This is a genomic window from Polaromonas sp. (genome assembly GCF_043778355.1).
GTDB lineage: Bacteria > Pseudomonadota > Gammaproteobacteria > Burkholderiales > Burkholderiaceae_C > Polaromonas.
In genome coordinates, this window is the sequence record NZ_JAYWHI010000099.1 from 1 (window position 1) to 19,261 (window position 19,261).

26 protein-coding genes are annotated in these 19,261 nt (G+C 63.4%); 20 read left to right on the forward strand and 6 right to left on the reverse strand.

The genetic code is table 11. The features are described from left to right. Positions 1 to 230: 230 nt before the first annotated feature. Positions 231 to 1,517, reverse strand: a complete 1,287-nt coding sequence (locus ACH2CW_RS14125; RefSeq protein ID WP_395059217.1) for a phosphatidylserine/phosphatidylglycerophosphate/cardiolipin synthase family protein — start codon at positions 1,515 to 1,517, stop codon at positions 231 to 233. Between the two features lie 261 nt (positions 1,518 to 1,778). Here ACH2CW_RS14125 and ACH2CW_RS14130 point away from each other — a divergent pair, with 261 nt between their 5' ends. Next, a complete protein-coding gene (locus tag ACH2CW_RS14130) occupies positions 1,779 to 4,157 on the forward strand; it encodes a penicillin-binding protein 1A (RefSeq protein ID WP_395059219.1) in 2,379 nt (792 codons plus the stop codon). Between the two features lie 5 nt (positions 4,158 to 4,162). Here ACH2CW_RS14130 and ACH2CW_RS14135 read toward each other — a convergent pair whose 3' ends face one another. Then, positions 4,163 to 4,573 (reverse strand): hypothetical protein, encoded by a 411-nt coding sequence (locus ACH2CW_RS14135; RefSeq protein WP_395059221.1) that lies wholly within the window; start codon positions 4,571 to 4,573, stop codon positions 4,163 to 4,165. 215 nt (positions 4,574 to 4,788) lie between these two features. Here ACH2CW_RS14135 and ACH2CW_RS14140 point away from each other — a divergent pair, with 215 nt between their 5' ends. From ACH2CW_RS14140 to ACH2CW_RS14160, 5 genes are all read left to right on the forward strand, one after another. Next, a complete protein-coding gene (locus ACH2CW_RS14140) occupies positions 4,789 to 5,367 on the forward strand; it encodes a DUF2889 domain-containing protein (protein ID WP_395059223.1) in 579 nt (192 codons plus the stop codon). A gap of 134 nt (positions 5,368 to 5,501) precedes the next feature. Further along, positions 5,502 to 7,907, forward strand: coding sequence for a penicillin-binding protein 1A (locus ACH2CW_RS14145; RefSeq protein WP_395059261.1), 2,406 nt, complete (start codon positions 5,502 to 5,504; stop codon positions 7,905 to 7,907). Between the two features lie 123 nt (positions 7,908 to 8,030). After that, complete coding sequence (locus tag ACH2CW_RS14150) at positions 8,031 to 9,254, forward strand: MFS transporter (RefSeq protein ID WP_395059225.1); 1,224 nt, start codon at positions 8,031 to 8,033, stop codon at positions 9,252 to 9,254. A gap of 75 nt (positions 9,255 to 9,329) precedes the next feature. Then, positions 9,330 to 9,587, forward strand: coding sequence for a hypothetical protein (locus ACH2CW_RS14155; RefSeq protein ID WP_395059227.1), 258 nt, complete (start codon positions 9,330 to 9,332; stop codon positions 9,585 to 9,587). A gap of 128 nt (positions 9,588 to 9,715) precedes the next feature. Further along, positions 9,716 to 10,102, forward strand: coding sequence for a hypothetical protein (locus ACH2CW_RS14160; RefSeq protein ID WP_395059229.1), 387 nt, complete (start codon positions 9,716 to 9,718; stop codon positions 10,100 to 10,102). On the opposite strand, the gene ACH2CW_RS14165 is transcribed toward ACH2CW_RS14160, so the two are convergent. Further along, entirely contained in the window at positions 10,099 to 11,022 is a 924-nt protein-coding gene (locus ACH2CW_RS14165) for a peptidoglycan-binding protein (protein WP_395059231.1), read from the reverse strand. The two genes, ACH2CW_RS14160 and ACH2CW_RS14165, sit on opposite strands and share 4 nt — an antisense overlap. A 226-nt stretch (positions 11,023 to 11,248) precedes the next feature. On the opposite strand from ACH2CW_RS14165, the gene ACH2CW_RS14170 reads away from it, so the two are divergent. Next, positions 11,249 to 11,563: a PilZ domain-containing protein gene (locus ACH2CW_RS14170; protein WP_395059233.1), complete on the forward strand. Its 315-nt coding sequence runs from the start codon at positions 11,249 to 11,251 to the stop codon at positions 11,561 to 11,563. Positions 11,564 to 11,655: 92 nt separating this feature from the next. Further along, positions 11,656 to 12,300, forward strand: a complete 645-nt coding sequence (locus tag ACH2CW_RS14175; RefSeq protein WP_395059235.1) for a glutathione S-transferase family protein — start codon at positions 11,656 to 11,658, stop codon at positions 12,298 to 12,300. 33 nt (positions 12,301 to 12,333) lie between these two features. Here the strand turns inward: ACH2CW_RS14175 and msrA are convergent, their stop codons facing one another. Both msrA and msrB read right to left on the reverse strand, forming a co-directional pair. Continuing rightward, positions 12,334 to 13,038: a peptide-methionine (S)-S-oxide reductase MsrA gene (gene msrA / locus ACH2CW_RS14180; RefSeq protein WP_395059237.1), complete on the reverse strand. Its 705-nt coding sequence runs from the start codon at positions 13,036 to 13,038 to the stop codon at positions 12,334 to 12,336. Further along, positions 13,038 to 13,538, reverse strand: a complete 501-nt coding sequence (msrB, locus tag ACH2CW_RS14185; protein WP_395059239.1) for a peptide-methionine (R)-S-oxide reductase MsrB — start codon at positions 13,536 to 13,538, stop codon at positions 13,038 to 13,040. The genes msrA and msrB overlap by 1 nt, the downstream gene beginning before the upstream one ends. Positions 13,539 to 13,681: 143 nt before the next feature. On the opposite strand from msrB, the gene ACH2CW_RS14190 reads away from it, so the two are divergent. From ACH2CW_RS14190 to ACH2CW_RS14245, 12 genes are all read left to right on the forward strand, one after another. Then, positions 13,682 to 14,041, forward strand: a complete 360-nt coding sequence (locus tag ACH2CW_RS14190; RefSeq protein ID WP_395059262.1) for a translation initiation factor Sui1 — start codon at positions 13,682 to 13,684, stop codon at positions 14,039 to 14,041. A gap of 5 nt (positions 14,042 to 14,046) precedes the next feature. Then, a complete protein-coding gene (locus ACH2CW_RS14195) occupies positions 14,047 to 14,262 on the forward strand; it encodes a DUF3820 family protein (RefSeq protein ID WP_395059241.1) in 216 nt (71 codons plus the stop codon). Between the two features lie 119 nt (positions 14,263 to 14,381). Further along, the gene (locus tag ACH2CW_RS14200) at positions 14,382 to 15,014 is read left to right on the forward strand and encodes an FHA domain-containing protein (RefSeq protein ID WP_395059243.1); all 633 of its coding nucleotides are present in this window, start codon (positions 14,382 to 14,384) and stop codon (positions 15,012 to 15,014) included. A gap of 144 nt (positions 15,015 to 15,158) precedes the next feature. After that, positions 15,159 to 15,953 (forward strand): DUF2726 domain-containing protein, encoded by a 795-nt coding sequence (locus tag ACH2CW_RS14205; protein ID WP_395059245.1) that lies wholly within the window; start codon positions 15,159 to 15,161, stop codon positions 15,951 to 15,953. A 161-nt stretch (positions 15,954 to 16,114) separates the two neighbouring features. Beyond that, positions 16,115 to 16,594, forward strand: coding sequence for a hypothetical protein (locus ACH2CW_RS14210; protein ID WP_395059247.1), 480 nt, complete (start codon positions 16,115 to 16,117; stop codon positions 16,592 to 16,594). Positions 16,595 to 16,678: 84 nt separating this feature from the next. Beyond that, complete coding sequence (locus ACH2CW_RS14215; RefSeq protein WP_395059264.1) at positions 16,679 to 17,275, forward strand: CDP-alcohol phosphatidyltransferase family protein; 597 nt, start codon at positions 16,679 to 16,681, stop codon at positions 17,273 to 17,275. Between the two features lie 204 nt (positions 17,276 to 17,479). Beyond that, positions 17,480 to 17,683, forward strand: a complete 204-nt coding sequence (locus ACH2CW_RS14220; protein WP_395059249.1) for a hypothetical protein — start codon at positions 17,480 to 17,482, stop codon at positions 17,681 to 17,683. A gap of 3 nt (positions 17,684 to 17,686) precedes the next feature. Then, positions 17,687 to 17,866: a hypothetical protein gene (locus ACH2CW_RS14225; protein ID WP_395059251.1), complete on the forward strand. Its 180-nt coding sequence runs from the start codon at positions 17,687 to 17,689 to the stop codon at positions 17,864 to 17,866. 4 nt (positions 17,867 to 17,870) lie between these two features. After that, positions 17,871 to 18,071, forward strand: a complete 201-nt coding sequence (locus tag ACH2CW_RS14230) for a hypothetical protein (RefSeq protein ID WP_395059253.1) — start codon at positions 17,871 to 17,873, stop codon at positions 18,069 to 18,071. A 163-nt stretch (positions 18,072 to 18,234) separates the two neighbouring features. Then, complete coding sequence (locus ACH2CW_RS14235; RefSeq protein ID WP_395059255.1) at positions 18,235 to 18,438, forward strand: hypothetical protein; 204 nt, start codon at positions 18,235 to 18,237, stop codon at positions 18,436 to 18,438. 27 nt (positions 18,439 to 18,465) lie between these two features. Next, entirely contained in the window at positions 18,466 to 18,939 is a 474-nt protein-coding gene (locus ACH2CW_RS14240; protein ID WP_395059257.1) for a response regulator, read from the forward strand. Between the two features lie 42 nt (positions 18,940 to 18,981). Continuing rightward, positions 18,982 to 19,125: an ATP-binding protein gene (locus ACH2CW_RS14245; protein ID WP_395059259.1), complete on the forward strand. Its 144-nt coding sequence runs from the start codon at positions 18,982 to 18,984 to the stop codon at positions 19,123 to 19,125. A gap of 7 nt (positions 19,126 to 19,132) precedes the next feature. On the opposite strand, the gene ACH2CW_RS14250 is transcribed toward ACH2CW_RS14245, so the two are convergent. Beyond that, a complete protein-coding gene (locus ACH2CW_RS14250; RefSeq protein WP_395059266.1) occupies positions 19,133 to 19,258 on the reverse strand; it encodes a glyoxalase superfamily protein in 126 nt (41 codons plus the stop codon). Positions 19,259 to 19,261: the final 3 nt, after the last annotated feature.

The window sequence follows — 19,261 nt, forward strand, 5'->3', positions numbered from 1 at the left end:
TTCGACCAACGACCCGTCATCGCGTAGCTCCTTGGCTCTGGCAATCAGGATGGCCTTCATTGCATTGCATTTTAGCAATATATATTGTCAATAGGCAACACAGCAAAGCGGTTTTGCCTGCATGCGCCTGACCCGTCCCGGCGTTTCAGAGCGCTACTGTTTTGATAGCTAGCTACGCACGCTGGACAGGGGCTACAGGCCGATTTGACCAATGAAGCCGGGGCGAGCCCTTACAACACCTCATTGAAGATGTAAAACCAGTTGTCCTTGAACTTGTGCCACAGGCCGCGCTGTTGCCAGGCTTTGAGCTCGATCTCCTGGCAGCGTGCCACGTATTTCTCGAACACCGCATCAAGCTGCGTCGCCAGCGCCGCGTCCTGGATGCCCAGGGTGAGCTCGTCGTTGGTGTCAAAGGAGCGATCGTCAAAGTTGCTCGAACCAATGGCGCTCCAGACGCCGTCGATGGTCATCACCTTTTGGTGCAGCAGGGTGTGCGGGTATTCAAACAGGCGCACGCCGCACTTGAGCAGTTTCTCAAAATTGCGGTGGCCGGCGTGCTGCACCATGGGGTTGTCGGAGCCACTGGTGGACGGCATCATCACGCGCACATCGACGCCGCGTTTGACGGCCTCACCGAAGGCGTCAATCGCCTCCGGCTCGGGGATGAAATAGGGGTTCTGGATCCAGATGCGTTTTTGGGCCAGGCAGATCACGGTGTGGTGAAGAATCTTGACGGCCGATGCCGAGCCTTCGGGCTTGGTGTAGGCGGCGTGGATGCGCACTTCGCCGGCGGGCGCGAGTTCGGGAAACACATCGTCGCCCACAAACAGCTCGCCGGTCTGGCCGCCCCAGTTCTCGCTGAAGGCCGCCTGCACGCTGTGAACGATGGGCCCGTGCAGCCGCACGCTGAGGTCAGCGTAGTGTTTGCCGTCTTCCGCATTGCCCAGCCACTCGTCCACCACGCAATGGCCGCCGACAAACGCTTCCTTTCCGTCGATCACCGCGAGCTTGCGGTGGTCGCGCTCGTTCATCACACCGATGTTGTAGATCGAGCGTTCATGGAACATCTTGACCTTGCAACCGGCGTCTTCCATTTGCCGGCGCTCGCCCTTGCCGATTTCCTTGGAGCCGGTGGCGTCGAGCAACACGCGCACCTTGACGCCGGCGCGCGCGCGCTCAGACAAGGCATCGGCCAGGCGCTGCCCAAGTTTTCCTTCCTTCCACAGGAAAGTCTCGAAGTGCACGGTCTGCTTTGCGGCGGCGATGCGTTCGATCAGCACGTCGAAATAGGCGCCGTTTTCCAGCAGCTCGACCGAGTTGCCGGCGCTGACGCTGCCCAGGCTCAAGCCCGCCAGTGAGGGCATCAACGTGTCGATGGAGTCGCCGCATTCAATCTTGAGCTTGGGGTTGCGGTGGCGCTTGATCGACCAGATGACCAGGCCCATCAGGATGATGATGATCCCGAGCACCAGCGCCAGCGCGCCATGCAGGGTGCTGCCGAGGAAAGCGTCGCTCACGATCCGCCAAATTCGCGCATGCGGTCGGCGACATCAATGCGGTTGGGTTCTACGCCGGGGTGGGCCATGGCAGTCTCCTGAGAGGGATGAATCGTGGTGCTTGGAGCGTACAGCCGCCGGTGTTTGCGGGCTGTAGGCCATTGCCGCCGGGTGGTGCCGGCGGCTGGGGGGTTGGGTCCGATACCTGCCTGCGGCAGCCGATGCCCTCAGTGCCTGGCGTCCTACAGCAAGCGCGTCAGGCCTGCCCTAGGCTCTTCGCACATGACCACACCGCCAGACATCGACCTTTCTGAACCTGCCCCGTCCCGCCTGCGGCAGGTCGTCACTTCCATCGCGCATGGCCTTCGGCATCCGACGCTGCGCGGCATGGCCTGGGGGCTGGCGGCGGTGCCGGTGGTGTTGCTGATCTACGTGCTGGCCTTGATTCCTTTCACGCCCAGCATCAATGACCTGCGCAAGGCCAAGGCGGCCAAACCCTCGGTGGTGTTGTCGGCCGATGGGCAGCAACTGACGGTGTTCAGCCGCGCCAACCGCGACTGGGTGCCGCTGGCCGACATCTCGCCACATGTGGTGAACGCGCTGATCAGCACCGAGGACGCACGTTTCTACCAGCACCGCGGCATGGACCTGCGGCGTACCGTGTCCGCGGCCATGAACACCGTGCAGGGCAAGGTGCAGGGCGGCTCGACCATCACGCAGCAACTGGCGCGCAACCTCTACCCTGAAGAAATCGGCCGTGCGCGCACCATGACGCGCAAGATCAAGGAGGCCATCACCTCACTGAAGATCGAGGCGGTGTATTCCAAGGACGAAATCCTGGAGACCTACCTCAACACCGTGCCCTTTTTGTACAACGCTTACGGCATCGAGATGGCCGCTCGCACCTATTTCGACAAGACCGCCGACACGCTGGATCTGCTGGAAAGCGCGACCCTGATCGGCATGCTCAAGGGGACGAGTTATTACAACCCGGTGCTCAACCCCGAGCGCGCGCTGCAACGGCGCAACACCGTGTTGGGCCGCATGGTGCGGCACCAGAAGCTGCCGGTGGAACAACTGGCAGCGCTCAGGCAGATGCCGCTCAAGGTGGACTTCGAGCGCCAGGAGCCGGAACTTGGCCCGGCCCCGCACTTCACCCAGCAGTTGCGTCGCTGGCTGATCGAGTGGGCCGACCGCAACAGCTACAACATGTATGCCGATGGTCTTGTGGTCCACACCACGATTGACTCGCGGCTGCAAGCCATGGCCAACGAAGCCTTGACCCGGCAGGCGGACAAGCTGCAGGCGCTCTCGGACGCGGACTGGGCGCAAAAGTCCGGCTGGACCGCCCAAGGCGCCAAGCGCGAATTGATGTTGACCTTTGTGCGCGATTCGGCCGAGTACCAGGCTGCGATCAAGGCCGGTCAGAGTGACGAGCAGGCTTTCAAGGCGCTGGCCGGTGACGCGGCCTTCATGCAAAAGCTGCGTGAGGACAAGACGCGGCTGCAGGCCGGCTTCCTTGCATTGAACCCGTCCAACGGCCATGTGCTGGCCTGGGTCGGCAGCCGCGACTTTGCAGTGGACCAGTTTGACCATGTGGCGCAGGCGCGCCGCCAGCCAGGCTCGACTTTCAAGCCTTTTGTCTACGGCGCAGCGTTTGAAAACGGCTCGCGGCCTTACGACGGCTTCGTGGACCAGGCCGTGGACATTCCCCTGGGCGACGGCACGTTCTGGCGGCCCAGCGACGGTGGCGGTCCCAGCGGCGCGCCCATGACCCTGCGTGAAGGCCTGGTGTATTCCAAAAACACCATCACCGCGCAGGTGATGCAGATCGTCGGCCCGGCGCGCGTGGCGGGTCTCGCGCGCAGCATGGGTGTGCGCCAGAGCAAACTCGACGAAGTGTTGTCGCTGGCGCTGGGCACCAGCCCGGTCACGCTCCGGGAAATGGTGGCCAGTTACGGCACGCTGGTCAACGACGGCCGGTATGTGCAGCCGATGGGGGTCACGCGGGTAGAAGACCGCAACGGCCAGGTGGTGGAAGCGTTCCAAAGCGCAGTGGCTGAAACCGCGATGTCCACTGCGGCCGCCAACATGCTGGTGGACGTGATGCGCGGTGTGGTGGACCAGGGCACTGGTGCCGGTATCCGCAGCCGCTACGGCATACGCGCCGACGTGGCCGGCAAAACCGGTACCACCCAGGACAACACCGACGGCTGGTTCATCCTGATGCACCCGCAACTGGTGGCTGGCGCCTGGGTCGGCTTCAACGACAACCGCGTGACCATGGGAAACCGCTGGGGCCAGGGCGCGCAAAGTGCGCTGCCCATGGTGGGCGAGTTTTTTCAGCAGGCGATCAAGGCCAAGGCGGTCGATGCGCGCGCGAAGTTCTCGGCGCCCGAGGGCCTGAGCAAGCAGGCGCCGCCGCCCGGCCTGGACCCGCTGCTGCTGCCGGGCGCGCCCCTGGCCGAGACCACCCCGGTCGAGCCGCCGCTGGTCAATGCGGTTGCCGGTGCAGTGGCCGCCGCGCCTGTAACGCCGGGCCAGTTGTCGCCGCCACCGATCAAATACGTGAACATTCAGATTCTTCCGGCTGCCCAGGCGCCGGGGGCTGAACCCACGGTGATGGACATGCCCGCGCCGCGCGTTGTCTCCGAGCCTTGATGGTTTTACCGGGCTGATGCTGTGGCCGGCCGCCAAGCCAGCCAGGCGATCAGCGCCAGCAGCGCCACCTGCAAGGGCAGCCGCAGCACCAGCGCCCAGTAGGGCACCGACGGAAACAGCGCTGGCTCTTGCAGCATGTAAATATGCGCCGGCGTCACAGCGATGGTCAGGGCAAACAGTCCCCACAAAGCGGCCCACCTTGCAGGGCGCCACAAAAGACCCGCAGCCCCGAGCAACTCGGCCACGCCGCTGAGCAGCACCACCTCGCGCGGCCAGGGCATCCAGGGCGGCACGATGCGCATCTCGGCTTCGGTGAAAACAAAGTGCGCGATCCCGCCCAGCATGAACCACAGGAAAACAAAGGCCAGGCCGGCCCGTTTGGTGTTGCGCATGACAGCGGTTGAAGCGGGATTCATGGTTTGCAGTGTCGGGCAAAACGCCGTACCGGCCCTTGCGGTGCCGGCAGAACCGAATGTCGCTTTCCCGGTTGCTCCTAAAACCATAGCTTTTGCCGCCCGGCTGGTAAGGGCTGGAGGCCAATTTGATGCTTGATTGACGAGCCTGTCACCGCTGGCGCAGCAGACAGCCCGCCTTGCGGGGAAAATAGCCATTTCAGCCCGACGACACAGCCATGCCATTGCCCGCCCCCCAAGCCCGTTCCCACCTGCACACCCGCGCTGTTGTTTACCGTGGCTACCGCCGCGAGGACGGCCTGTGGGACATCGAGGCGGAAATGACCGACACCAAAACCTATGCACTGGAGCGCTCCGAGCGCCGCGAAATGCCACCCGGCGCACCGATCCACGGCATGGCAATACGCGCCACGGTGGACGACCAGATGACCATCCGCGAAATCGCCACCGCCAGCGACCACACGCCGTTTGCCGAATGCCAGCAGGGGGTTGATCCGATGCAGCAGATGGTGGGCGTGACCATGGGGCCGGGCTGGCGCCAGGCGATTGAAAAGGCGCTGGGCGGCACACGCGGCTGCACACATTTGCGCGAGCTGCTGTTCAACATGGCGACCGCTGCCTACCAGACTGTGCCGGTCTACCGCGATCGCCTGCGCCGGCAATCGGGTGTGCCCGAGGCAGAAAACGCCGGGCCACCGTACCATCTGGGCAAATGCCTGGCCTGGGACTTCAATGGCGCGGTGGTGCAGCGCCATTACCCGAAGTTTGTCGGCTGGCAGCCGCTGAAAAAAGTGTGAATGCCTCCCCACCAACGTCACCGCGCCCCTGACACCGCCCGTAACTGCCGGTAACGCCGGGCTGGTCCAAGCGCCTACACTGGCAGCCGATGAACACGTTTTACGCTCTTTACGAACGCCTCCGACCGCGTGTCATGACATTCGTCACGACTTTTGGGCCCCAGGTGATTTACCACCTGCGGCATCCGACGCGGCGGGGCGTACTGCTGGGTCTGGCGGCGCTGCCGGGTCTGGTTCTCCTGTATTTTTTGCTGCTGATTCCCTTCACGCCCAGCATCCGCGACATCCAGAAGTCCAGGACCCAGCAGCCGACCATCGTGATGTCGGCCGACGGCAAGGAGCTGGCCGCTTTCAAGGGGGCCAACCGCGACCGGATCAAGCTGGCCGACATTTCGCCCAATGTGGTGGCAGCGCTGATCGCCACGGAAGACCACCGGTTCTACGATCACCATGGGCTCGATTTCCGGCGCATCGTGGGGGCGACCTTTCGCACCTTCGGCGGCGACCTGCAGGGCGGATCGACCCTGACGCAGCAGCTCGCCCGCAACCTCTACCCGGAAGAAGTCGGCCGCTCGCGCAGCCTGACGCGCAAGTTCAAGGAGATCATCACCGCCCTGAAGATCGAGGCGATCTACAGCAAGGACGAAATTCTTGAAACCTACCTGAACACCGTGCCTTTTTTGTACAACGCCTTCGGTATCGAGATGGCGGCGCGCACCTATTTCGACAAGTCGGCCGACAAGCTCGATGTGCTGGAAAGCGCCACGCTGGTTGGCATGCTCAAAGGCACCAGTTATTACAACCCGGTGATGAATCCCCAGCGCGCCAAAGAACGGCGCAACATCGTGCTCGGCCAGATGGTCAAACACAACAAGCTCGACGCCAAACGGTTGGAGGCGCTGAAAAAACGTCCGCTCAAGGTCGACTTTGAGCGCCAGACCGAGCCCTTGGGTGCGGCGCCGCACCTGACGCAGTTCCTGCGCCGCTGGCTGATCGACTGGGCGGACCGCAACGACTACAACATCTATGCCGACGGGCTGGTGGTGCGCACCACGATTGACGCGCGGCTGCAAAAGCTGGCCAACGAGGCGGTCAAGCGCCAGGCCGACCGGCTTCAGGGCGTGGCCAACAATGAGTGGGGCCCGCGTGCCTGGGCTGGCAAAAAGGACCTGGTGCGCGCGCTGGTGCGCGAGACGCCCGAGTACAAGGCCGCGAAGGAGAGCGGCGAAACCGACGAGGCCCTTTTCAAGCGCCTGCTGGCCGACAGCACGTTCATGCAGGCGCTGCGTCAGGACAAGACACGCCTGCAGGCCGGCTTTCTGGCGCTGGACCCCAGCAACGGTCATGTGAAGGCCTGGGTTGGCAGCCGCGACTTTGCCAAAGATCCGTTCGACCATGTGCAGCAGGCGCGGCGGCAGGCGGGTTCGACCTTCAAGCCTTTTGTGTATGGCGCAGCCTTTGAAAACGGTGCGCGGCCGACCGACACCTACATGGACGACGCGGTCGAAATTTCGCTGGGCGGCAACCAGGTCTGGCGTCCGACCGACAGCGGCGGGCCGAGCTACGCGCCCATGACGCTGCGCCAGGGTCTGATGTATTCGAAAAACACCATCACCGCGCAGGTCATGCAAAGTGTCGGACCAGCCCGGGTCGCCGCGCTGGCGCAGGCCGCCGGCGTGCGTCAAAGCAAGCTTGAGCAGGTGTTGTCGCTGGCGCTGGGCACCAGCCCGGTCACGCTCAAGGAAATGGTTGCCGGCTACGCCACCATCGCCAACAAGGGCAGCTACATCGAGCCCTTCATGGTCACCAGTGTGGAAGACCGCAACGGCAAGGTGCTGGAGGCCTGGCAGGCCAAGGCGCCCGAGCAGGCGATGCAGGTGGCTACCGCGCAGACGCTGGTCGATGTGATGCGCGGTGTGGTCGACCAGGGTACCGGTGCCGGCATCCGCGGCCGCCACGGCATCCAGGCCGACGTGGCCGGCAAGACCGGCACCACCCAGGACAACACCGACGGCTGGTTCATCTTGATGCATCCGCAACTGGTGGCCGGTGCCTGGGTCGGCTTCAATGACAACCGCATCACGCTCAGCGACTACTGGGGCCAGGGCGCGCACAGCGCGCTGCCCATCGTCGGTGACTTTTTTGCGGCCTCGCTGCGCAGCAAGGTCGTCGATGCAGAGGCCCGCTTCGACGTGCTGAAAAATTCCAGCGCGCCGGCCGCCGGGCCGTCCAGCCCGGTCAGTGACTGGTTCAACAGCCTGTTCCCGCCGGGCGGGCAGGTGACCCCGCCTTCGCAGCCCACGACCACGCCCGACGGCGGCGTCATCCCCGGCTACCAGCCGCCCCCGCCCCCTGTGCCTTCGCAGCAGCAACCAGGCGTGGGCATGGTGATTTCGCCGGGATCTGGCGCGGCGCAGCCGGGTTTTGTGGTGGTGCCGGGGCGGCCGGTCGTGCCGCAGGATCGCGGCAGCGGTGGCGGTGGCAGTGGCGGAATTCCCATTCTTCGTGAATACGGCGTGCCTGATTCCGGTAACCGTTAACCGCTAACCGCTATCCGACAACTGCTGACCGTTGACCGGTTGCCTGCGGCCGCCGCTAGCCTTGCCTACAATCAACAGCAGCCGGCCGGTTGCGCCGGCGTCGCACCCTCACTGATCCTCCCCATGACCTCCGGCTCCGCCACGCTTCCAGCGGCCACACGCCGATCCATCTTTCTGCTGTCTCTGGCCACGTTTTCGAGCATGGCGGTGCAGCGCATCTGTGACGCCATGTTGCCCGAGCTGTCACGCGCTTTTGCCGTAAGTCTGGCCCAGGCTGCGCAGGTGGTGTCGGTGTTTGCCGTGACCTACGGCTTGGCGCAGCTGGTGTACGGCCCGCTCGGCGACCGCTTCAGCAAGTTTGGCATTGTGACTTTCGCCACGCTGGCATGTTGCGTCGGCAGCCTGCTGGCGGTGTTTGCGGCCAGCCTGGATGTGCTGGTGCTGGCCCGCGTGCTGGTGGCGCTGGGGGCGGCGGCCATCATTCCGATCTCCATGGCCTGGGTGGGCGACACCATCGTGTATGAGCTGCGTCAGGAAACGCTGGCCCGTGTGGGCCTGGGCACCACACTCGGTCTGGTCAGCGGGCAACTGGTGGGCGGACTGGTGACTGACGCGCTCGGATGGCGCTGGGCCTTTGGCATCACCACCGTGCTGTTTGGCGCGGTGGGCATGCTGCTGTATGCCGACTGGCGCCGCCAGCAGGCCACATCCATCGCTGCACAAGCGCCGGCGGAGCCGGTGCTGCGGCCGGGTTTCATCGCACAAGCGCTGCTTATCATCACCGGCCCGTGGTCGCGGGTGGTGCTGGCGGTGTCTTTTGCCGAAGGCGCGGCGGGTTTTGGCGTGCTGGCGATCTGGGCCTCGCATTTGCACGGCACGCTGGGCCTGTCGCTCACGGCGTCGGGCGCCATCGTGGCGCTGTTCGGGCTGGGCGGCATGCTCTACATGGTGGTGGCACGGCCTCTGATACGCCGCCTTGGCGAGCGCGGCCTGGCCATGGTGGGCGGCAGCCTGGCCGGCCTGGCTGCCGTGGTGCTGGGCCTGACGCCGTGGTGGGCGCTGGCCCTGCCGGCCAGCCTGCTGGCGGGTTTCGGTTTTTTCATGCTGCACAACACCTTGCAGACCAACGCCACCCAAATGGCCCCGAGCGCGCGCGGCACCGGCGTGTCGCTGTTTGCCGCAGCGCTGTTTCTCGGACAGTCGGTGGGTGTGCTGCTGGCCGCCAGCCTGGTCGCGCGGCTGGGTGCCGGCACCGTGATCGCACTGAGCGGCGGTGTCTTGGTGGTGCTTGGCCTGCTTTTCGCGCGGGCCCTGCGCGGGCGCGACGCGATGCTCCAGGCCGCCTGAGGGTCTGGCTGTTGCTGCAAGCAGACCCTTTTACCTTCCAACGCCTTTCTCACACCGCGCAAAAAGTACCCCACCATGGCATCTGCCCAGGCAATCACCACCGACGACTACAAGCTGTTTCCGTCGCCGCGCAACCGGCACCGGGTGATCTTCCCGCACCAGGTGTTTGTGCCTTACCCCTACATGCTGATTGACCTGGAGAGCTACTACCTGCAGGGCAAGTTCAGCCTGTTCGCGGCCTGCCGGCTCAGCGACGGCAAGATGGGGCAACTGGTGACGCTGGAGCTGCCAGCCGACGAAATCAAGTTCAAGGCCAAGTTTGTGCCGGACTGAATTTGGCTTCGGTTGGCGTTGAAATCGGCATCCAGCCCATATCCAGCGGGCGTAATCAGCTATTAAATTGGTAGCTGGTAGCTGGTAGCTGGGAGCAGGGCCGCCGGCTCACGCATACTGGCCCCATCATGGTCTCCGCATCCCGCAAACCAGCAAAAAAGGCCGCGCCGCTGCCGGAAAAGCCGCGCACTGCGCGCAGCCACCACTACCATGTCTATGTGATCGAGCTGTCCGACGAGGTCTGGAACGCAGCTCGATTTCGCCGCGCCAACCCGGACTGGCAACTCGGCAAGCCCTTTGTTTACGTCGGCATGACCGGGCTGGATCCGGATGTGCGTTTCGACAAACACAAGGCGGGCATCCAGGCCAATGTCTATGTGCAGAAGTGGGGCTTGCGCCTGCTGCCGCAGCTCTACCTCATGTACAACCCCATGCCCTACGAAGGCGCGCGCGACATGGAAGTCGAGCTGGGCATTGCGCTGCGCGAACAGGGCTACGGGGTCTTGCAAGCTTAAGCGACTGCGTCTTCCCCCAGCCCCCAGGCCGCCAGTTGGTAGCTGGCGCCATGCACCACGCCTTGCCCGGTGGCGATGGTGTTTTTGCGGCTCAGCACGTCGGCCTGGTACTGCGGCCGCGCGCTGGCGGCCACGCATGCGGCCAGCTTCTGACGCCGCAACGCTTCGGGGGTGGCTGCGGGCAGGGCTTCCACCAGCGTGAACGCGTCCTGCTTGAAGCCGCCGTTCTGGACGTGTACATCAAACGCCAGCGCAATGCCCAGCTCGCTGGCCAGGCCGAGTGTGGCGGCCGAACTGGTGCAGGGCACAAAGTAACGGTCGTAGGCGCGCTGCATCTGGATGCGTTTGACCACCTCTTCGTCGCCGAGCTTGGCAAAGGCCTGCAGCCAGGCGGTGGGCAGCCCTTCTTTGTACGGCCCTGACGACATGGCATCGGCCCAGGCCACCTGTTGTGTCAGCGTCAGCACGGTGATGGCGCGCCATTCGGCGGCCAGCGGTCCCATGCAGCGCAGCAGGATGCCGGGTGACTGCACCTCCGCCATGGCCAGCAGCACCTGGATTTCGCGGTTGGACAGTGTGAAACCGATCACGCCCCAGGTGATGCCGGCGCCGTCAAAATTGCCTTTGGCCAGCCCGAAACCGTGACCTTCAAAAGCGGCGGTGAGCTGCAGGCAGCGCTCGAACAGGCCGGGCAGGGGCTCTGGCGTGAGTTGTCGCCAGGTTGAGGCGTCCACCGCGCCGGTGGCGGGCAGGCCGCGCGCCGCTTGCAGCGCCTGCACGGCGGCATGGGTCTTGCCGCCAAAGTCGCCATCGGCAAACTTCAAGGGGTCGCCAAGGGCAAAACCCTGGCGCAACAAGTCGGCCTGGATGCGTGTGGCAATCATGCCCTTGCAGCCTCTGGAAAAACAGGATGTGGACATGCAGGCTCCGATCTGGTTGGCGGTCCGGTTGAATCGGGGCCAGTGTTGGCGCGGTGCGATGCTTTGTCATCCCCCGTTTGTAGGAGGCGCTGGACACCGGGCCCGGAGCCGGACACGGAGAGCCCGCGTCCCACACGCGCTCCGTTTCCACACCTACATCCCAGCCATCGATCGGCCTTAAGGTAAACACTGGGTCTGTTCCTTCAACTTTTGCAAAGTGACCATCATGAGCATTTCCAGGCAGGGCGAAAAAAAGGCTCATTTGCGTGATCAGCGGACGGCGCAGCGTTTTGGCCTGGCCCTGCACCTGACCGTGGAGGGGGACGAGGGCGCCACCCATGACATCAGCGCCACCGGCCTGTACTTCGCCTCTGAAGTCGCTTATGTGCCGGGCCAGACCATCACGATGGTGCTGGAGTTTCCTGGCGTCTCCGGCACCCGCCAACTTGGCTGCGAGGCCGAGGTGGTGCGGGTCACGCCGGTCGGGCGGGGCTTCAATGTTGCCGTGCGCCTGCTGACGCCACTGTTTTCCGAGTCTTAGCCTGGGGGCCCAAATGGGCTGTCACGGTGGTTGCAGGAACTCCTGGAGGGACGGCATAAACTGCGTGCCACCCACCCAGGAGACTTCTTCCCATGCTTACCCTTTGCGGCTCCCCGATTTCCAACTACTACAACAAGGTCAAGCTCGCGCTGCTTGAAAAAGGCCTGCCCTTCAGCGAAGAATTTGCGGCCACGCACAGCAGCGACGAGGCGGTATTGAGTGCTTCACCGCTGGGCAAAATTCCGTTTGTGCGCACTGCGCAGGGCGGCTTGTGCGAAAGCCAGGCCATCCTCGACTACATCGAGGCCACCAAGCCGCAGCCTGCGCTGCTTCCGGCCGATCCTTTCGAAGCGGCCAAGGTGCGCGAGCTCACGACCTTCATTGACTGGCATCTGGAGATCGTGGCGCGCCAGTTGTACGCCTCGACCTTTTTTGGTGCGGCGCCGCTCAGCGAGGGCAACCTGGCGCGCACCCGCCAGCAACTGGAGACCAACATTGCCGCTTTCAAAAAGCTGGCGAAGTTTGCGCCTTATGTGGCCGGCGAGACCTTCAGTCAGGCCGATTGCGCCGCCTTTTCCAACCTGCCGCTAATTGGCATGGCGAGCAAGGCCGCGTTTGGCGAAGACCTGCTGATCGCGGGCGGCGTGGACTACAAGCCCTATGTGAAGTTCATCGGTGAGCGCCCCTCGGCGCAAAAGGTGGTGGCTGACCGCAAGGCGGCGCAGACCAAGGTCTGAGCCCGACCGCCGGCACGTAACGCCCGCCGGGTGCTAACGCGCGGACGACACCAACACCGGCGTGGCCCGGTAGAGCTCGGGCATCACGGTTTTCAGGTTGGCGATTTTGGGTGCGTCGAAGCGGCGGATATAAGGCGCGTTCGGGTTGCGCGTGGCGTAGTCCTGGTGGTAAGCCTCGGCCGGGTAAAAAGCGTTCAACGGTGCGAGCTGGGTCACGATCTTGCCGGCATAAACCCTGGCACTGTCGAGTTGTGCGATGTAGCGCTCGGCCACCTGCTTTTGCTGGGCATCCGTGTAAAAAATCGCGGAACGGTACTGGGGGCCGGTGTCGGGCCCCTGACGGTTGAGCTGGGTGGGGTCGTGCGCGACAGAGAAGTAGATCTGCAGCAGCTTGCCGTAAGAGATTTGCCGGGGGTCATAGCTGATCTGCACCGCCTCGGCGTGCCCGGTGCGGCCTGAGCCGATGCTGGCATAGGTGGCAGTTTCGCGCGTGCCGCCCGAGTAGCCCGACACGGCGTTGAGCACGCCCTGCGTGTGCTGAAAAACCGCCTGCACCCCCCAAAAGCAGCCGCCCGCGAACACGGCGGTCTCCAGCGCAGAAGAGCTGGCGGTGGCGGTATCGAAAACGGGTGCCGGCAAGACGACGGCTTTTTCTGTGGCCGCGCTGTTGCCCAGCAGACCCCAGGCCAGCAGGCCTGCCGCAGCGGCCAGGCCGGCGACATTGAGGGCGCCGCGCATCAGGCAGCCGTAAAGTTCAGTGACACGCCATTCATGCAATAACGCAGACCGGTGGGGCGCGGGCCGTCGTTAAACACATGGCCCAAGTGGCCGCCGCAGCGACGGCACAACACCTCGGTGCGTTTCATGAACAGGCTGGTGTCGCTTTCTTCAACCACGGCTTTGTCCAGCGGCTGCCAGAAGCTGGGCCAACCGGTACCGCTTTCAAACTTGGTGCTTGACGCAAACAGCGGCAGGGCGCAGCCGGCGCAACGGTAGGTGCCGGCGCGTTTTTCCTTGTTCAAGGGGCTGGTGTGCGGGCGTTCTGTGCCGGCCTTGCGCAGCACCGCGTACTGGTCGGGCTTGAGTAGCGCTTTCCATTCGGCGTCGGTTTTGATGACTTCGTACGTGTGTGCAGGTGCTGCCGCCTGCGCCGGGCTGCCGCCAAGCAGGCTGCGCGCGCTGACCAGCAGGGCGGACACAGCGCCCAGGCCCAGAACGGTGTTTCTACGGCTCATCATGATGCTTCCTGAGGGTGAAAAAAGAAGAGACTTGTTGTTGGAGTAGTCGGTTTGCCAAAGGGTTCCTTACATTTGACTGCGTGGCAGATCTGCAAGAATGGCAGGGTGATTCATTACCAGCGCTACAAGCCATCCGCCTCGCCATGAAAAACCAGGCGTCCTCGGGACTCGTTTATTCAACCGATGCCGGCCGGATGTGCCCGGCCTGCCGTCAGCCGCAGGCTCGCTGTGTCTGCCGTCAGGCGAAGGCCGCACCGCCTTCGGACGGCATCGTGCGGGTCTCGCGCGAGACCAAGGGGCGCGGCGGTAAAAGCGTGACTGTGGTCAAGGGCGTTCCGCTGGCTGAACCGGCGCTGGTCCAGCTTGGCAAACAGCTCAAGGCCGCCTGCGGCTCAGGTGGCACTGTCAAGGACGGTGTGATCGAGGTGCAGGGAGACCATCTGGCCGGCCTGATCGACCTACTCAGGAAACAGGGCTTTACTGTCAAGCAAGCCGGCGGGTAGGGCGCATGAAGCCTGAAGACTTGCAGTTGCTCGTCACCCGCGAGATGCCTTTTGGCAAATACAAGGGCCGCCTGATCGCCGACTTGCCCGGCAATTACCTGGCCTGGATGGCGCGTGAAGGTTTCCCCAAAGGCGAGCTTGGCCGATTGCTGGCATTGGCACTGGAGATTGACCACAACGGCCTGTCAGGTCTGCTGGAGCCCCTGCGCAAACGACGCTAGCGGCGCGCACACAGTCTGTTGCGCACCGGGTGGCCGGCCCTCTTGTTTCAGGCGGACCCGAGGACTACCATGGGCAAACCACCGCGCGACAGGCGCCGGCGGGTGAATGGGGAAGTTTTATGCCGCAACTCATCACATCGGTCGAGGGCGTCGAGATCAAGCATGTGTACCTGCGCAAGGACCGCACCACGCTGGGCCGACGGCCTTACAACGACATTGTGCTCAACAACCCGCTGGTCAGTGGCGAGCACTGCGTGTTCGAACTGCACGGCCTGGCCGACGTTTATGTCGAAGACCTGGGCAGCACCAATGGCACTTACCTCAACGGGCACATGATCAAGTCCCGCGAATTGCTGCATGACAACGATGCGATTGCAATTGGCAATTTCAGGATTCAGTACCTCGCGGCGTCGGAAGAGTCGGGGTACCACGCAACTGCAGCGATGAAGCTCGACCCGCACGCGGCCCCGGGCGCTTCTGCTGCCTTGCACGCCAGCTTCAAGTTGCTGACCGGGTCGTCGGCCGGACTGGAGATGCCGGTGGTCAAGGCCGTGACCACCTTCGGCCAGCCCGATGTCAGCCTGGTGGTCGTCTCGCACCGGCGTTATGGCTTCTACGTGGCCCACATGGCGGGCGCTGTCCAGCCCCGGCTCAACGGGCTTGTGGTCGGTGCCGAAGCGGTACCGCTGGCGCACAACGATGTGCTGGAGCTGGCCGGAACCAGCATGCAGTTTTTACTCAAAGACGTATAAATGGTTTTATCTGGCCAGCCAGGTGCGATGTTCCTGTGTTGCGGCGCCGCGTCTTTGTTAACGCACGCACACACCATTTTCCGCCGCCATGCGGCTTTGTGATTTAAGCTGCTTCAGGGGCCTACTGAGCCGAGGAGGAGAACCGTGAACGTATTGACATGGCTGATGATTGGTCTGGGCGGTGTGGTGGGGGTGGCGCTGGGTGGGTTGGCCCATTGGGCCTGGACGCAGCGCCAACGCGTCGAAAAACTCCGCTTGCCCGCGCGCTGGCTGCTCAACGCCCGAGGACTCGTCACCAGCGAGGAGCTGGATGTCTGGACATGGCTGCGTGCGGCTTTTCCCGATCATGTTGTGATGGTCAAGGTGCCGGTGATGCGCTTTACCATTCCCAGCACCAGGGGCCAGCCCGAAAACAAGGACCAGCACTGGCACCAACTGCTCGATGGCGTCTATTGCACTTTGGTGGTCAGCACGCTCGAAGGCAAGGTGGTGGGCTGCGTGGATGTGCCAGGCAAACGCGGCCTGACCAAGGCCCAGCGCGACATGAAGGAAGGCCTGCTGCTGGAGTGCGGCATCGGCTACACCACGGTGCGCAGCAACAGCTTGCCCTCAGCCGGCGCGATGCGCACCGCTTTCCTTGGCGAGGCCGAGATCATTGAGCGCGATCATGAAGAAACGCGCGGCGGTGACAGCAGCTTTCATGCGGCGCTGGACGAGTTCACCACTGAAAAAGTCCGTGTCGCCAAGGCAGCGGCCATGAAGGAACTCAAGGACAAACAAGCCGCTGCGACCGAGACGCGTGGGGCGAACCAGAGCGCCGGCTTCAACCCGGACGGCACCGGTTCCTTCATGACGCAGGAAAAGCCGGACCGGTTTGCTGCCAAGTGGGAAGACTCTTTCACCATGCCGGGCGAAAGCCGTCCGGGCAAGCTGTCCTGACCCTCCTTGGCACGGCGCGACCTGGCGCAGATCTGCTGCTGAAAGACCTGTCCTACAGGGGATCGGGTGACCCGACCCCGGCTGCGGCGATGAATTCCCTCAATGCCCAGCCGCTGGGCCTTCCTAGACTCAAGCATCTTTATTGGCCAAGGAGCTTGAGCATGAACACACTTTCAAAATTCCCCCGCGTACTTGCAGGCATGAGCCTGTCCCTGCTGATGGTGTCCGGCGTCGCCCTGGCACAGGTGCCCATCACCGCCACAGGAACCACCGGTATTGACGCTTCCGGCAATAGCCAGAAGGAGCGCGAGGCCTGCATGACAGGTCGGACCCAGCAGGATCAGGCCACCTGCCTGCGCGAGACCAACAACGCCGCTGCCGAAAAACGCAGTGGCAAGCTCGACAACAGTGGCGCCCAGTTTGACGCCAACGCTCGTCAACGCTGTGAAGTCCTGACCGGCGAAGACCGCACCGCCTGTGAGGCGCGTGTCATGGGGTACGGCAACACCCAGGGTAGCGTGGCCGGCGGCGGTGTGATCCGAGAGGTCGAGACCGTCGTGGTGCCAGCCGGTGCCACGTCGGTGCGCATCGAGCCCAAGACGGATGCCCCGGTACTCATCATTCCAGCGCCTGCGAGATAATTACCGAACCTGAATTCCCCGCTGAGCGGCCGGCAGCCTTAACCAAACCCATCACCTGTGACAAAGCAGCCCAAACATTTTTCCATGCTGCGGGGTTTTCACCTGGCGGACTTCCTCACGCTATGCAACGCCGCCTGCGGCGTTGCTGGCGTTTTTCTTGCCATGCTGTACGCCGTCGAAGGGGTGAAATTTTTCTTCTACGCGGCGGCCATCATGGCGCCTGCGGCCTTTATCTTTGATGTGCTTGACGGGCGCGTGGCGCGCTGGCGCAACCAGCATTCAGCGCTCGGGCGTGAGCTTGATTCGCTGGCCGACATCATTTCCTTTGGCGTGGCGCCGGCAACCTTGGCCTTTGCGGCCGGCATGCGCGGCGGCTGGGACTGGATAGCGCTGATTTATTTTGTCTGTTGCGGCGTCAGCCGGCTGGCCCGGTACAACGTCACTGCGGAGACGCTGTCCCAGGGCAGCGCCAAGGTCGCCTACTTTGAAGGCACGCCCATCCCCACCAGCGTCTTGCTGACGGCGGTATTGACCTTTGCCGCCTGGCAGGGTCGACTCGGGGAGCAGCTGTATGGTGGCGTGTGGCAACTGGGGCCGTGGACGCTGCATCCCCTGGCCCTTTTGTTTGTGCTGTCAGGCACGCTGATGCTGAGCAAGACCCTGCGCATTCCCAAGTTCTGACGCCTGGGTGGCCCCGACTGGTGCGTCAGGGGCGCGGGATTGGTTTGAGCATCAAAATCGGCCCTCAGCCCATAGCCAATAAGCATGGACTGCTCCTGAAAACAGAGCGCTTGTCGGTTGTCGCCGACATCATGCACTGGCTTCGGCCTATGCCCGTTTGACGCCCGGTCATGCACCATGAAGGCATCTTCCGAGGCCTTGTCCATGACTGCATCCCATCCCGATAGTTTTACGCCAGCTTGCGACACCGCGTTGCCCGCACCTTCACGGAGCATGGGTCAGCGGCCTCTTCGCCAATGGGTGCCGGCGCTGCTTGCTTATGCGTCTGCAGTGCTTGTCAGCGTGGCTGCTGCGGCTACGCTGTTGACGGCAGACCTGCCAACCCAGGCATTGATCGCGGTGTTCTGAGTCATGCGCGCTGCGACCCCCACCGACTTCGCCGAACCCGGCGAAGGTCCCTCTGCCCCGTTTGCCCCGCCTGGCGGCAAGCCGGGCTACAACCCCGCCGAACTGCCGGTGGAGCCTGATCTGGGTCCGGTGCCGCCCTTGGCCCATCCTGAAGACCCAGGCATGGTTCAACCGCCGATCTAGCGCCATGCCCGCGAACCAGCCCGATGCGCAACAAGCGCTGGCCGACTACGACGAGGCACGCGCCGACTACATGAAGTTTCTAAGCATGAGCCCGCCCGACGACAAGGCGGTCAACGCGGCCATGGTGGCCATGGACCAGGCCCATGCGCGTTTCAAGCAGGCGATGGGGGACCACGATGCGCCCACCCATTTTCGGCCCGTGTGATGCGCCCTTGATCGGCCCGCTGCCTGGCTTTTTCAGAGGCCTGGAGGCGATCTCCCACACGCAGAGCTTGAGTTGGCCTATGTCACCGGCAAACCTGCCGCCCCAAAATCAAGCCATGTCGGGCGGCGTCATGCCCGTCCTTCAAGAACCGGGAGACACACACATGCAGGCACACGTCATCACATCCACCCTGCGGCCCACGGTCGCGCTGGCTGACTACGACTTCCTGCGTGCCACCTATGACATGCTGCTGCGCGCTCCGGTACGTAACCAGGCAGCGATTGACGCGGCGTTCGAGGCACTCGATGCCGCCCATGCAAGATTAAAAGCCGCGCACCTTCGGGATGGCGCGGCGCTCCTCAATTAAATACCGATAACAAAGAATGGACACCTCATGGCACTTATCACCTACCTTGTCGAAGACAACCAGACGATTCTTGAGAATCTGATCGAGACGCTCACGGAAATCGCCATGGTCGAGGTGGTTGGCCACGCTGCGACCGAGGCCGAAGCCACGCGCTGGCTGTCGGTCCACGACGGGCACTGGCAACTGGCGGTGGTGGACATGTTTCTGCAGGAGGGCAGCGGCCTAGGCGTGCTGGCCGGTTGCCGGCAGCGTGAGCCGTATCAGAAAGTTGTAGTGCTGACCAACTACGCCACAGCCGCTATCCGGGAACGCAGCCTGGCGCTGGGCGCCGACGCGGTGTTTGACAAGTCCAATGAACTCGACGAGTTTTTTGCTTACTGCATCGCAGAAACGACCAAAAATCAAGCTGCGCCTGATGCCTGCGTCACTGACACCGTTGACTCTGAAATCCATCGGAACAATGGCTCTGGCCCGTCCCTGCTGGATGTTGAACGCTCCTGAAAACACAGCATGCTGATCGGGTCTTTTTAACGGGCCAGCAATGTGGGCAGCATTCCAGGCACCGGCCTCGGCCTGGCGATTGTCAAGAACGCGGTGGACATGCACGGCGGCAGCATCACCGTCAGCAGCACCCCTGATTCAGGGGCATGGTTTACGGTCTGCCTGCCGCGGGCTGGAAAATCCTGAAAACGATTTAGCTGCTGATCGCGTTGGTGAAGGTCAGGCGGTTGCCGAAAGGGTCCTTGATCGACATGTCGATGCTGCCCCAGGCCGTCTGCTCCAGTTCCGGCCGCGCATAGCTGTAGGCCTTTACGAGCAGTTC

Coding starts and splice junctions, on each gene's coding strand:
- ACH2CW_RS14225 (WP_395059251.1), top strand. CDS start 17,687: ATGCGCGCTGCGACCCCCACCGACTTCGCCGAACCCGGCGAAGGTCCC.
- ACH2CW_RS14135 (WP_395059221.1), bottom strand. CDS start 4,573: ATGAATCCCGCTTCAACCGCTGTCATGCGCAACACCAAACGGGCCGGC.
- ACH2CW_RS14145 (WP_395059261.1), top strand. CDS start 5,502: ATGACATTCGTCACGACTTTTGGGCCCCAGGTGATTTACCACCTGCGG.
- ACH2CW_RS14170 (WP_395059233.1), top strand. CDS start 11,249: ATGAGCATTTCCAGGCAGGGCGAAAAAAAGGCTCATTTGCGTGATCAG.
- ACH2CW_RS14190 (WP_395059262.1), top strand. CDS start 13,682: ATGAAAAACCAGGCGTCCTCGGGACTCGTTTATTCAACCGATGCCGGC.
- ACH2CW_RS14230 (WP_395059253.1), top strand. CDS start 17,871: ATGCCCGCGAACCAGCCCGATGCGCAACAAGCGCTGGCCGACTACGAC.
- ACH2CW_RS14220 (WP_395059249.1), top strand. CDS start 17,480: ATGACTGCATCCCATCCCGATAGTTTTACGCCAGCTTGCGACACCGCG.
- ACH2CW_RS14240 (WP_395059257.1), top strand. CDS start 18,466: ATGGCACTTATCACCTACCTTGTCGAAGACAACCAGACGATTCTTGAG.
- ACH2CW_RS14210 (WP_395059247.1), top strand. CDS start 16,115: ATGAACACACTTTCAAAATTCCCCCGCGTACTTGCAGGCATGAGCCTG.
- ACH2CW_RS14215 (WP_395059264.1), top strand. CDS start 16,679: ATGCTGCGGGGTTTTCACCTGGCGGACTTCCTCACGCTATGCAACGCC.
- ACH2CW_RS14150 (WP_395059225.1), top strand. CDS start 8,031: ATGACCTCCGGCTCCGCCACGCTTCCAGCGGCCACACGCCGATCCATC.
- ACH2CW_RS14200 (WP_395059243.1), top strand. CDS start 14,382: ATGCCGCAACTCATCACATCGGTCGAGGGCGTCGAGATCAAGCATGTG.
- msrA (WP_395059237.1), bottom strand. CDS start 13,038: ATGCGCGGCGCCCTCAATGTCGCCGGCCTGGCCGCTGCGGCAGGCCTG.
- ACH2CW_RS14235 (WP_395059255.1), top strand. CDS start 18,235: ATGCAGGCACACGTCATCACATCCACCCTGCGGCCCACGGTCGCGCTG.
- ACH2CW_RS14155 (WP_395059227.1), top strand. CDS start 9,330: ATGGCATCTGCCCAGGCAATCACCACCGACGACTACAAGCTGTTTCCG.
- ACH2CW_RS14165 (WP_395059231.1), bottom strand. CDS start 11,022: ATGTCCACATCCTGTTTTTCCAGAGGCTGCAAGGGCATGATTGCCACA.
- ACH2CW_RS14140 (WP_395059223.1), top strand. CDS start 4,789: ATGCCATTGCCCGCCCCCCAAGCCCGTTCCCACCTGCACACCCGCGCT.
- ACH2CW_RS14160 (WP_395059229.1), top strand. CDS start 9,716: ATGGTCTCCGCATCCCGCAAACCAGCAAAAAAGGCCGCGCCGCTGCCG.
- ACH2CW_RS14195 (WP_395059241.1), top strand. CDS start 14,047: ATGAAGCCTGAAGACTTGCAGTTGCTCGTCACCCGCGAGATGCCTTTT.
- ACH2CW_RS14130 (WP_395059219.1), top strand. CDS start 1,779: ATGACCACACCGCCAGACATCGACCTTTCTGAACCTGCCCCGTCCCGC.
- ACH2CW_RS14175 (WP_395059235.1), top strand. CDS start 11,656: ATGCTTACCCTTTGCGGCTCCCCGATTTCCAACTACTACAACAAGGTC.
- msrB (WP_395059239.1), bottom strand. CDS start 13,538: ATGATGAGCCGTAGAAACACCGTTCTGGGCCTGGGCGCTGTGTCCGCC.